This window comes from Bifidobacterium sp. LH_491 (assembly GCF_056356495.1).
Genome location: NZ_JBKEUI010000001.1, coordinates 689,750 through 702,346, shown reverse-complemented (window position 1 = coordinate 702,346; position 12,597 = coordinate 689,750). Strand labels below are relative to the sequence as shown.

Annotated in this window: 10 protein-coding genes; 3 read left to right on the top strand and 7 right to left on the bottom strand. The window is 59.5% G+C overall.

The window, feature by feature from the left end:
• Nucleotides 1–245: 245 nt before the first annotated feature.
• From pflB to AC1AWK_RS02435, 6 genes are all read right to left on the bottom strand, one after another.
• Nucleotides 246–2,621 carry a formate C-acetyltransferase gene (pflB, locus tag AC1AWK_RS02460; protein ID WP_476567830.1) on the bottom strand — a complete coding sequence of 792 codons (2,376 nt, stop codon included), beginning with the start codon at nucleotides 2,619–2,621 and terminating at the stop codon, nucleotides 246–248.
• A gap of 174 nt (nucleotides 2,622–2,795) precedes the next feature.
• A complete protein-coding gene (locus AC1AWK_RS02455) occupies nucleotides 2,796–4,490 on the bottom strand; it encodes an NAD+ synthase (protein ID WP_476567828.1) in 1,695 nt (564 codons plus the stop codon).
• 108 nt (nucleotides 4,491–4,598) lie between these two features.
• A complete protein-coding gene (locus AC1AWK_RS02450; RefSeq protein WP_476567827.1) occupies nucleotides 4,599–5,750 on the bottom strand; it encodes a M20 metallopeptidase family protein in 1,152 nt (383 codons plus the stop codon).
• Between the two features lie 122 nt (nucleotides 5,751–5,872).
• Complete coding sequence (locus AC1AWK_RS02445; protein ID WP_476567825.1) at nucleotides 5,873–6,556, bottom strand: methionine ABC transporter permease; 684 nt, start codon at nucleotides 6,554–6,556, stop codon at nucleotides 5,873–5,875.
• Entirely contained in the window at nucleotides 6,553–7,713 is a 1,161-nt protein-coding gene (locus AC1AWK_RS02440; RefSeq protein ID WP_476567823.1) for a methionine ABC transporter ATP-binding protein, read from the bottom strand. Before AC1AWK_RS02440 ends, AC1AWK_RS02445 begins: the two co-directional genes overlap by 4 nt.
• A gap of 4 nt (nucleotides 7,714–7,717) precedes the next feature.
• Nucleotides 7,718–8,686 carry a MetQ/NlpA family ABC transporter substrate-binding protein gene (locus AC1AWK_RS02435; protein ID WP_476567821.1) on the bottom strand — a complete coding sequence of 323 codons (969 nt, stop codon included), beginning with the start codon at nucleotides 8,684–8,686 and terminating at the stop codon, nucleotides 7,718–7,720.
• A 258-nt stretch (nucleotides 8,687–8,944) separates the two neighbouring features.
• Between AC1AWK_RS02435 and AC1AWK_RS02430 the strand changes: the two genes are divergently transcribed.
• The 3 genes from AC1AWK_RS02430 to AC1AWK_RS02420 all read left to right on the top strand — a co-directional run bounded on the left by AC1AWK_RS02430 (nucleotide 8,945) and on the right by AC1AWK_RS02420 (nucleotide 11,436).
• Nucleotides 8,945–9,766 carry a Cof-type HAD-IIB family hydrolase gene (locus AC1AWK_RS02430; protein WP_476567820.1) on the top strand — a complete coding sequence of 274 codons (822 nt, stop codon included), beginning with the start codon at nucleotides 8,945–8,947 and terminating at the stop codon, nucleotides 9,764–9,766.
• A gap of 98 nt (nucleotides 9,767–9,864) precedes the next feature.
• On the top strand, nucleotides 9,865–10,011 hold the full coding sequence (locus tag AC1AWK_RS02425) for a hypothetical protein (protein ID WP_476567818.1): 147 nt from the start codon (nucleotides 9,865–9,867) through the stop codon (nucleotides 10,009–10,011).
• Between the two features lie 108 nt (nucleotides 10,012–10,119).
• Nucleotides 10,120–11,436, top strand: coding sequence for a site-specific integrase (locus tag AC1AWK_RS02420; RefSeq protein ID WP_476567816.1), 1,317 nt, complete (start codon nucleotides 10,120–10,122; stop codon nucleotides 11,434–11,436).
• 130 nt (nucleotides 11,437–11,566) lie between these two features.
• On the opposite strand, the gene AC1AWK_RS02415 is transcribed toward AC1AWK_RS02420, so the two are convergent.
• Entirely contained in the window at nucleotides 11,567–12,541 is a 975-nt protein-coding gene (locus AC1AWK_RS02415; RefSeq protein ID WP_476569549.1) for a Fic family protein, read from the bottom strand.
• Nucleotides 12,542–12,597 lie beyond the last annotated feature (56 nt).

Below are 12,597 nucleotides of genomic sequence, written 5' to 3'. Positions count from 1 at the left end.
ACGCATGGTGACGCAACGCACATTCCGGCACGAAAAGTCCGATGCGCACGGTTGCGTGTTTCTGCGGCGACTCTCCCGATAAGAAGTCTTGCTCTCACGCCACATACACGCCTCGATCAACACCATATCGTATGCGCCACATACGCACATGCCACCATAGACGCACGCACCATAGTAAGAGGGGCGGAGCCTTTGCCGCCCCGCCCCTCTTACTTCACATGACCTGTACGTCTATGCACCGCAAATCAGTCGGTGACCGCACCCTGGTGGAAGGTACGGGAGATCACGTCGAGCTGCTGCTCCTTGGTGAGCTTGACGAAGTTCACCGCGTAGCCGGAGACACGCACGGTCAGGTGCGGGTACTTCTCAGGATGCTCGACGGCATCCTCCATGGTCTCACGACGCAACACGTTGATGTTGGCGTGATACAGACCATGGCCGTTGCCGGCGTCCAGAATGCCGACCAGGTTGCCGATACGCTCCTGCTCGTCGCGGCCCAAGCCATCAGGGGTGATGGTGTTGGTCAGCGAGATGCCGTCCAGCGCATCGTCGTAGTCGATCTTGCCGACGGAGAACATGGAGGGCAGCATGCCGTGCGAATCCATACCGTTCTCCGGGTTTGCGCCCGGAGCGTACGGGGTGCCCTTCTTGTGGCCCGACGGGAAGGAACCGGTGTTCTTGCCGTACTCCACGTTCGAGGTGATGGTCAGGATGGACTGCGTCGGAACCGCACCGCGGTACACCGGCAGACGCTTGACCTGGCCCATAACGGTGCTGACGACCCACTTCGCCAAATCGTCGGCGCGGTCGTCGTCGTTGCCGTAGATCGGGAACTCGCCCTCGGTACGGTAGCCGACGATCAGATCGTCCTCAGCGCCCTCGACATACTCATATTCGTGGCCTTCCATGGTCTTGGCATCCTTATTGTAGATCGGATAGACCTTGGCGTACTTGACGGCGGCCAGCGAATCGGCGGCGATGGACAGACCGGACATACCGCAACCCAAGGTACGGTACACTTCCTTGTCGTGCAGCGCCATCTCGATGGATTCGTAGGCGTACTTATCGTGCATGTAGTGGATGATGTTCAGCGCCTGGACATAGGTCTCGGACAGCCACTCGAGAGCCTTCTCATAGTTGGCCTTGACCTTCTCGTAATCCAGGGAGCCGTCGGCCTCCGGAGCGATGGGCTCGATCACGCCCTTGTCGATGACCTGCATGCCGGTCATCTCGTCGCGGCCGCCGTTGATCGCGTACAGCAGCGCCTTGGCCGAGTTCACGCGAGCCGCGAAGAACTGCATCTGCTTGCCGACGCGCATCGGGGACACGCAGCAAGCGATGGCCGCGTCGTCGCCCCAGTGGCTACGGATGTCCTTGTCGGACTCGTACTGGATGGCCGAGGTATCGATCGAGATCTTGGCGCAGAAACGCTTGTAGCCTTCCGGCAGCTTCGGATCCCAGAAGATGGTGATGTTCGGCTCGGGGCCGGGACCAAGGTGCTCCAGCGTCAGCGTGTTGAGCAGACGGAAGGAGGTCTTGGTGACCATCGGACGGCCGTCGTCGGCGAAGCCGGCGTCGGACCACGTCGCCCAGTACGGGTCACCGGAGAAGATGTTGTCGTAATCCTTGGTACGCAGGAAGCGCACGATACGCAGCTTCATGACGATGTTGTCGATGATTTCCTGAGCATCGGTTTCGTCAATCAGACCGGCCTTGAGGTCACGCTCGAAGTAGCAATCGAAGAATGCGGACAGACGGCCGATGGACATGGCGGCGCCATCCTGGCTCTTGATTGAGGCCAGGTACCCCATATACGTCCACTGCACGGCTTCCTTGGCGTTCTGCGCCGGGCGGGACAGATCCAGGCCGTACTCATTACCCAAGGCGATAAGCTTCTTGAGTGCCTTGATCTGCTCGTCGTGCTCCTCGCGGAAACGGATCCAGTGCTCGATTTCCGGCTCGGTGAAGTCGTTGCGGTACGGCACGGAGTCCTTGTCGCGCTGCTTGAACTTGATCAGCGCGTCCACGCCGTACAGCGCCACACGACGGTAGTCACCGATGATGCGGCCACGGCCGTAGGCATCCGGCAGACCGGTGAGAATCTTGTTATGACGGGCGATCTTGATGCGCTTGGTGTACACGCCAAACACGCCGTCATTGTGGGTCTTGCGGTACTTGGTGAAGATCTTCTTGATCTCCTGATCCGGCTCCTTGCCGGCTTCCTTGATGGCCTGCTCAACCATGCGCCAACCGCCGTTCGGCATCATCGCTCGCTTGCAGGGGGTGTCGGTCTGCAGACCAACGATAACGTTGTCGACTTCGGAGCTATCGATGTAGCCAGCCGGGAAAGCGTCGATATCCGCCGGAGTGTGGGTATCCACGTCGTAGACGCGCTGCTTACGCTCGACCGCCAAGTAGTTGTCGTCCAAGAACTTCCACAAATGCTTGGTCTTGTCCGTCGCATCAGCGAGGAAGGACTCGTCGCCCTCGTACGGGGTGTAGTTCTTCTGGATAAAGTCACGAACGTCGACGTCGTTCTGCCAGTTACCCTCGGCGAAACCTTCCCAAGCCTTGGCTTGGAGTTCCTCCGCGGAGACCGCCGTTGCATCAACTGCTGTCATATCCACTCCTTCTGGGTGTTGGTGGCGACGCATCGTTACGTCGTCTCTACAATTGCCCATTGTAGCCAACGTGTCAGATGCACAAGCGGAGAGATAACGTGAGCTTCCTCACATTTTGTTATCGTTAACATCCTTCATCCGCGATCATATTGACTATTGCCACCAGAAGTGGATTCACTCACGGAACGCGCTCGTCACCGGCAGACGGCGGTCACGACCAAACGCCAACGCAGTCACCTTCGGCCCTAACGGATACTGTCGGCGCTTCCATTCCGCGCGGTCGACCAATCGCATCACCGTATCCACGGTATCTTCGTCGAAGCCATCCTCCAGCAGATCCGCACGGCCATGCGCATGTTCGATGTACGCCGCCAATACCTGATCGAGCAGATCATACTGCGGCAACGAATCCGAATCCTTCTGCCCCGGCCTGAGCTCCGCACTCGGCGCCTTCTCAATCGAATTGACCGGAATCATCACCCCCTGCGGCAACGGCACACCGCGATCGGCCGACTCATTGCCCACAATGGGAATACCACCGATGCCAATCCCTGCGGCAGCCGCGCGATTGCGCCACCGCGCCAACTGCCACACGCGGGTTTTGAGCAAATCCTTGATCGGGGCATATCCGCCTACTGCATCGCCGTAAATCGTCGAATACCCACACGCCAACTCCGACTTATTGCCGGTAGCCAGAGCCAGCAACCCCTTGCTGTTCGAATATGCCATCACCAACACGCCGCGAATACGAGCCTGCAGGTTCTCCGCTGCCACGCCCTCAAGCGAAAGCTGCCGCTGATAGGCGTCGAACAAGGATGCAATGGGCTGGGTATCGTAGTGCGCTCCCAACAACGCAGCCAAATCGGCGGCATCATCCTTGGAACCATCCGACGAATACATGCTCGGCATGGAAATGCCCCACACCTGCTCGCCGCCGCACGCATCGGCCGCCATCGCCGCCACCAAAGCGGAATCGATACCGCCGGAAAGCCCCAGGCACACGCCGCGGAAGCCATTCTTGCGCATATAGTCTTTCAGTCCCAGCACACAGGCGCAGTACACTTCCTCGTCGCCATCCAAGGACGGCGCGATGTCTCCCACCTGCTGGCGGCTGGCATCGGTGTCGATCCGCACTAGGCTCATCGCCTCGACGAACATGGGCGACGACGACAAAACCGTGCCATCCACATCCACGGCAAAGCTGCCACCGTCGAACACCAGGTCATCCTGACCGCCTACCTGATTGACATACAATACGGGAGCACCTACTTGCGTCGCCCGACGGGACGCCAGCTCACGACGCACATGCGTCTTGCCCTCCTCATATGGTGAGCCGTTCATCGTCACCAACACGTCAATGCCAAGCTGCGCCAGTGCGGCGACCGGCCCGCCTTCCTGCCAGATATCCTCGCAGATTGCCACGCCGACGCGCACACCCCGCACGTCCAACACCAGCGACTCCTGGCCGGAACCAAAAATGCGAAACTCGTCAAATACACCGTAATTAGGCAGGAAATGCTTGTCATAGCTGGCCAGTACCTGGCCGTCACGCAAAGCCACCAACCGATTGCGAGGCCTGCCGTCATCACCCATGCCGACTGTGCCGACCAATACCGTCAGTGACCCCAACCCCTCCTCGCGCAAACGGTACGCCAACGTCTCCACGGCTTCGGCGGCCGCCTGGCGGAAGGTACCGCGCAAAGCCAAATCCTCGATGGGGTAGCCCGTCACCGTCATTTCCGGGAATACCACCATATCGGCATGCGCTTCCGCCGCGCGACGTGCATATGCCACCACCGCCGTCGTATTGGCCTGCAAATCTCCCACACATGTATCAATCTGTGCCATCGCACACACAATCTGAGTCATAGCTTCCCAGTGTAGTGCGTCAGACGGCTTGCGCACGCCGAATACCCGCGGGGGCACTCACCGCCGAAACACGTCCGGCTACCGACCCAACGTCAACACGGCCAGCCGTCAGCGCAGCTCCTCCATCACACGCAATGCCGCATGCGCATAGAACCGCACGAACGTCGGCAACGATTCATCCAAACCCACGAACTGCGGGCTATGCCAGGCGGCACAACCCTCCCGCCCGTTCGAGCCGACGAACGCAAACACCAACCGCATGGTTTTGCCATATTCGCAAAAATCCTCCCCAGCCATCGACGGGATGATGGGCACCAGTTCGGCGCACTGTCCGACCTCTTCCGCTACTGCCCGCGCCAACGCGGCGTCGGATACCAGCGGATCTTGGAAATCATCCCACATCACCTCGGCACTCACTCCGAACGCCGCCGCCGTGGACGTGACCACCTCACGGAAACGCCGGCCGGCCAGCTCCCCGTCTTCGGCATGGAAATAGCGGGCCGTTCCTTGGAGCTGCGCATGGTCGGGCACCACATTCCACACCTGTCCGCCCGTCACTTGCGTCACGGACAGCACAAAGGGGTGAAACGGCGAGACATTGCGGCTGGCAATGGTTTGCAATGAGGACACCATCGCCGCGAGCGCCTCAATCGGCCCGGTGCCGCGATGCGGATAGGCGGCGTGGGTGCCTTCTGCATGAATGTCGACGCGGAACCGCACGCATCCCGCCATCATGGGTTCGGCGCCGATGGCCAGCTGACCGGGGCGATACAGTGGATTGTTATGGGTACCGATCATGGCTTCGACCCCATCGAGCACGCCGGTTTGCAGTACGGCACGCGCACCTTGTCCAGTTTCCTCACTGGGTTGGAACACCAAGGTGATGGTGCCTGCGATGTGCTCGCGGTGCGCGCTCAGCCATTGCGCCGCGCCCAACAGACCCGTCATATGCAAGTCATGGCCGCAGCCGTGCATGGTGCCGTGGTGTTTCGAGGTGAACGGCAATCCGCTGTCTTCTTCGATGGGCAGTCCGTCGATGTCGGCACGCAATGCGATATGCGGGCCCGGCCGGCCGCCTTGAATCACGCCGATCACACCGGTGCCCATGGAGGTGGGCACGATCTCGACGCCATATGCGCGCAAACGATCGGCGAGGTATTCGCTGGTGCGATATTCTTCGAATCCTTGTTCGGGATGCCGGTGCAGCCAATGCCGTATTGCCGTCAGTTCACCGATATCCATCTGCACTTGCGTGACCATATCCGTCCTCTTTCCACAGTTGTCGGTCTTACCCCACATAGCCGTCGCACAAGCCGGCGATGTCCTGCGCGCACCGCGTGTCGGCAGTCGCACCCACGATTGCCGACACGTCGCCACACATCTTAGCGCTTGCGTTTAAGCAGGCGCTTCGCCACGGCGTTGGCCAGTCCCTGCACCAGCTGCACCAGTACGATCATGATAAGCACCGCCGTCCAGGTCACCACAGGATCGAACTTTTGGTAGCCGTAGGCGATGGCGAAGTTGCCCAAACCGCCGCCACCGATATATCCGGCCATTGCCGACATATCCAGCACGCCGATAAAGAGGAAGGCGTAGGCCAGAATCAGCGGGGCCAAGGCTTCGGGAATCAGTACCGTCCAAATAATCGTCCAGATGCTCGCCCCCATGGAGCGGGCCGCTTCGATCATGCCGGGATCCACCGGCACCAGATTCTGTTCAACCAACCGTGAGGTCGCCACCGTACACATGACGATCATGGGGAATATCGCCGCCACCGTACCGATGGACGTGCCCACTACCGCTATGGTCACCGGCTGCATCGCCGCAAGAAAAATGATGAATGGAATGGGACGGATCAGATTCACCGCCACGTCAAGCACCCGATACACCACCGGCTGGGCGAACAAGCCGCCTGGGCGCGTGCCGTAGAGCACCACGCCTAACAGCAGCCCCAACGCGCCACCCACCACTAGGGTGATCAGCACCATGGCCAACGTTTGTCCCACGGATTGGAACAGCAACGGACGCAGTACGCTCCAGTCGCTTCGCGCATTCGCCAGGATCATTGTTCCTCTCCTTTCCGTCCGTGACGCACCTGCGCCACCGCACGATCGTACGGACACGGATCTGCCGCCGTGCCGAAGTCCACCACATCGCTGTTAGCACGCAATTCCCGCAGAAATTCCGCCAAACGCGGCTCCTCGGCGACGAATTCATAGGTCATCGAACCAATGGCCACGCCCTGCACCGTGTCGATACCGCCGAACAGCAGATTGCTGGCGATGCCGTACCGCGCGATCAAAGCCGAAATATTCTGCCCCGACGAAGTCACCACGCGCCCGTCATGCGCCACATGCGTGTCGCGCTGACGAATCAGCACGGTCACCACACGATGAGGCCATTCACGATGCAGTCGTTCGATATGCGATTCGTCGGGAATGCCGGACATGACGGTGCCGATAAAGCGTTTGGTCACCGATTCACGCGGCGCGGCGAAGACGTCGTACACGCCCCCCTCCTCCACGATGCGCCCGCCGGACATTACGGCCACACGGTCAGCGATTCGCTGCACCACATCCATTTGATGGGTGATGAGCACGATGGTGATGCCAAATTCCTCATTGACCCGGCGCAGCAGATCCAGCACCTCGCCGGTGGTTTGCGGATCCAACGCGCTGGTGGCCTCATCGGCCAACAGAATCTGCGGATAGGTAGCCAACGCACGGGCGATGCCCACACGCTGCTTCTGACCGCCCGACAGCTGCGAAGGATACGCGTGCTCATACTCGCTGAGCCCGACGAATTCCAGCAATTCCTTGACCCGCTGCCGCTGGTAGTCCTTACGCCAATGATCCAACTGCAACGGATAGGCGATGTTCTGGGCCACGGTTTTGGTGGAGAACAAATTGAACTGTTGGAAAATCATGCCGATTTTCTGACGGATAGGCCTGAGCTTGCCTTCGCCCAAACCAGCCAAACGTTCGCCCAACACCGTCACTTCGCCCTCGGTGGGGCGTTCCAGCGCGTTGATCATGCGCACCAACGTGGATTTGCCCGCACCGGAATAGCCTATGATGCCGAACACCTCGCCGCGGCGGATATCCAGGCTCACATCATCCACCGCCTTCACGTCGTCGCCGGATGCGCGCGAACGATACCGCTTGCTCACATGGTCGAACGCGATGATCGTCTCATCCGTCGACTGTTCCTGCCGTGTACTCATCTGCTCACCGCTCCTTGATGTCCTGTTCGATATCCGCCAAATAACCCTGCAATTGCTTGGCGCTGAATCCATCTGCCAATACGGCCGTGCCACCGGCGTTCTCCTGCAGCTTGTCTAAGACCTCGGTGGACTGGAATAGTTCCACCACCTTGCGGTATATGGGATTATCGACATCAGCCTTACGGGCCACCCACACATTGATATATGGATGCGCCTCCTCGCTGGACGCATCATCCTGATAAATGGATTCGGTCATTGACAACCCGGCATCCGCCACATAATCGTTATTGATGATGCCCGCGGCAATTTGCGGATCCTTCAGCGCATTCGCCACCTGCTCCGCCTTCAACGCCGTCACCTTAACTAACGACTTCGACTCATCGATGTCGGCCGGCGTCGAAAACGCCGTCCACTCATCTTTCATGGCAATCAGTCCCGCCGACTTGAGCACGCCGATGGCACGCGCCTGGTTCGTCTCGTCATTGGGAATGGCGATGGTCGAGCCCGCCGGAATGTCACGGATATTCCGATACTTTTGCGAATACACACCCAACGGGTAAATGGCCACGCCGCCGATAGGCTGCAAATCCTTGTGATTGCTCACGTTATAGTTCGCCAAATACAGCAAATGCTGAAACTCGTTGAGATCCAATTCACCGGAATCAACCGCAGGGTTTTCCGACGTATAGTCTTGGAAATCCACGATATTAACGGCGATACCGGCCTGTTGGGCTTTCTCACGGAATGCTGTCCACTGCGGATCGGTGGCGCCCACCACACCGATATTGACCGGATTGGAAGCCGACCCCTTGGGAGCGTTAGTATTCGGGGCGATCAAGCAATACACGCCGAACACCACGGCCACCATCATTGCCACCACCATCACCACAATAGCCACGTTGCGTGGCGTGTGATTAACCCTCACAGGATTGGTGGTATCCAATGGCAATGGCGACGATGGCTGCGAACCCATAATGCTCCGTCCTCGAATGATGTACCGTATCGGCGTCGCATCCCGCGACCCCGGAAGGCAACGCCTCCGGCACACCACCATACGGCACCACGAGCACGCGACCTACGCACAAGCCCATTTTGCCCTATAACCATTGCTGATAACACGTACTCAATCGCTGCTATGACAAGGATTACGCCATAAGCATGTCAGTTCATGCACAGGTCGTAGACTAACAGTCGACAGCTTATATCAGCTACGCATCTGCAAGGAGTTCCCGTGTCCTCTTCCGCATCCGCGCATGACCAATCCATTCGCGCCGCATTTTTTGACATCGACGGCACACTTACCAGCTTCACTACCCATGAGATTCCGGATTCAACCATCGAATCGCTGAACCGTTTACGCCAGCAAGACATCGCCATCTATCTATGCACCGGACGCGCGCCCTCACATATGGACGTGGTACTGAACATGCTGCCTATCCGCTTCGACGGCGTGGTCTGCCTCAACGGGCAATACTGCTTCGACGACACAGGCGTGCTCCACGCCAATTCCCTAGCCCCCGAAGACATCACCACTATCATCGCCTGGCTTGATGAGCATCCCGATGTCGTCTCCAATTTCTGCGAGCGTGACTACGTATACTTCAACCAGATCACCGACGCCATGCGCGCCACATGGAAGCAGCTGGGCAAAACCGCGCCCGCCACACACGTTAACGACCCGCACCAGCGAGCGCTGACACACGACACGTTCCAAATCAGCCCATTCATCAACTGTGAGGATGAAGCTTCACTCATCGCACGCTGCCGTAACGTGCAAGGCGTGCGTTGGCACCCGGACTTCACCGACCTCATTCCAGCCGACGGAGGCAAAGACCATGGTATGGCCCGCATCCTGTCCCGACGTGGATGGACGGCCAAGCAGTGCATCGCCTTTGGTGACGGCGGCAACGATGTGAGTATGCTGCGCTACGCCGGCATTGGCGTCGCCATGGGCAACGCCACCAAAGAAGCCAAGCAAGCCGCCGACTATGTGACCGACGATGTCGACCATGACGGTATTCTGCACGCCTTGCAGCACTTCGACATTCTCTAGACACTCCCCACGCCCCGCCGAACGTGACGACGTCGTATGACGGCGACGCTCGTGCGCCAAGGCGTGCTCCGTCGTGAACCTATGAAAGAATCAGCAGTATGACCACTATTATCATGCACACCTCTGATGATAATAGTGGTCAGCTGTTTTTGGCTTTGTTCCAAGTTTTTTCATTTTTGGGAAACCTGCCGATTACCCTCGTTTTTCACGAGGCACCTACAGGCACCAAGAATAATCTCGACTGATTCCCATCCCACCGGCCGGCTATCATCAGCCGTCCCATGATGCTCATTCGAGACCTCCCGCCGATGATGGATGCCCGGAACCATACCGTCCACCCAAGGGGGAAGTCAATGGAAAACACGCAGGCGAAAAGGCGCAGGAAATGGGGATCAGTGATCGTCCGCAGGAACGCAGACGGCACCCCGACCAGCTTCCAGGCGCGATATGTCAACCCGCTCGACCCACCCAAGAAGGTTGCCCGCAACTTCGGACTGGAATACGAGACGGAAGCCTACAAGTGGCTCGACGAGGAACACTACCTCGTCACGCTCCACAACAAAGGCATCAGACAATGGGTCCACCCATCGCAGCGAAGCTCGAACTCCATGCCCACATTCAGGGAATACTCCAAAGACTACTTCAACAAATACCGCAAACCTGACGGCAGCAAGCTATCCGGACGATCCAACCGGTGCAACGAGATCGTGCTACGCCGGCTCAACGAGACGTTCGGCGACACCCCACTCGACCGCATCACCCGGCAAATGGTAGAAGAATGGTACAAGAACGCCCATGACACGTTGACGGCATGGACGTTCGAGCAGGCGGCACGCACGCTCAAACGTATTATGCTCGCCGCCGCTACCGAACAAGCCGAGGGCACCCCGCCACTCATCCCGGCGAGCCCTTGCCGGTATCGCGTCATCAAGCCGCAATCCGCCCGCCGCGACCAACCACCGGTCACCGCGGACGAAATCAACAAGCTGGCCGCGCTCTTCCCCGACTATCAGCGGCTCGCGCTCTGGCTCTCCCTCTTGGTCGGCGGACTGCGCCTCGGCGAGGTATGCGCCCTGCAACTGCGCGACATCGACCTGGAGAACCTACAACTCCACGTCCGCCACTCCGTCAACCGTGGCCCCGATGACCGAGGCAAGTACCGATTATGCGAGCCCAAGACCAAAAGCAGCAAGCGGGTCGTACCCATCCCGAAACCGCTCGCACCGCTCATCGAGGCCCATATCAGCCGGTTCTGCAAGAACCTCCAGCCCGACACCATGCTGTTCCACTCGCCCATGCTGGACGACTGGCTGCTCCCACCCACGACCATCGAACGGACGTTCCGCGTAGCCCGTGAAAAGATCGGACGACGCGACATCACCTTCCACTCATTGCGCGCCACGCACGCCACCATGCTCGTCCTTGCGGGCGGCACCATGCGTGAGGCGATGGATGACCTCGGACACACCAGCCTCACCGTCGCGGTGGACAGCTACCAGCGCATAGTCGGGGAACACCACCGCGACACCGTGGAACTCCTCGCCTACCTGTACATGCCATCGAACGATCCGACTGTGATCCGCACGGTCATAGACCAGAAGGAACGTCAGATCGACAAGCTCCGCAACGAGGTGTACAAACTCAGGAAGATCCTGCGCGAAAAGGGCTGACGGCATCACGGTCCATAACCGGACGCTTCAAGAACCGAGTTGGCATCCCCGCGGCGGGACTTATCGACCCCGACCCGTTTCTCCTCGTTGCTTCACGGAATCGGTATAACCACAAAGTATAGCCTTCGGTCTACTGACCCCTATGACGCACAGGGCCCCTATGATCGATCCCAGCTCTCTTGCCATCCCCGTCTTGTCGGTCGAGGTTCTTCCGCAGCGTGTCGCCGAATCTGTCCAGCAGATCCGTCTTGTTGCGGATGGAGTCAGGTTTCCGACGCAATCCTTCGACAAGTTCGACGAATGCGCGCTCCTCCTGTTCCACGCAGTCGAGGAAGATGGAGCAGAACGAATCCGGCTCGCCGTCCACCTGCCAGGCTTCCAGGCTGCGCGCGTAGGCGCGTCCAGCGTCGTACTTGATGGCCACGGGGCGGTATCCATGCCCGAGCAATATGAAATTGAGCAGCTGGCGGCCGGTACGCCCGTTGCCGTCCATGAACGGATGGATGTTCTCGAACATCGCGTGGAAGCCGGCGGCCCTGAGCAGCGGATGAGCGGCGCAGCCGTCCAGCCCGTCGATCAGGGCCCGTAGGTCGTCGCGGATCTCCAGCGGGTCCGCGGTCTTGACGCGGGTCGCGGTGATCCTCGCCAAGTATCCGTAGGGGCGAAACGTGCCACGGGCGAACGGCTGGAGATCCAGTGCGGTCACCTCGTGGACGCGGCGGATCAGCTCCTCGTCCAGTTTCTGGCCCTCCTTGGCGTATTCGCGCACGTAGGCCATGCCGTCCGCGACGCCGCGCGCCGCGAACACGTATCTGGCCGGCGAGTCCGAGGGGACGAACTCGCCCTCCAATACCAGCGACGTGTCCTCCAAAGTCAATGTGGAACCCTCGATGGCGTTCGAGTTGTAGGTATAGCGCACCAGCCAGTCGCGGTCGTAATCCGCCAGCGCCATATCCTCGACGCCATCCAGGGGTTCCAGCGCGTGGGACCGGTCCTTCAGCGAGTCGATCCTCCGTAGGCGCTCGGCGGTTCCCGGCTCGCGCTCAAGGTCGAGCAGTTCCTCGGGCAGTTCCTGTATGCGCTGCGACAGCTCGGGATTGACCATCATGCTCCTCTTTTCGTGTTCCGGTTGCAAAGTCCATTATTCCAGCCACGATCCGT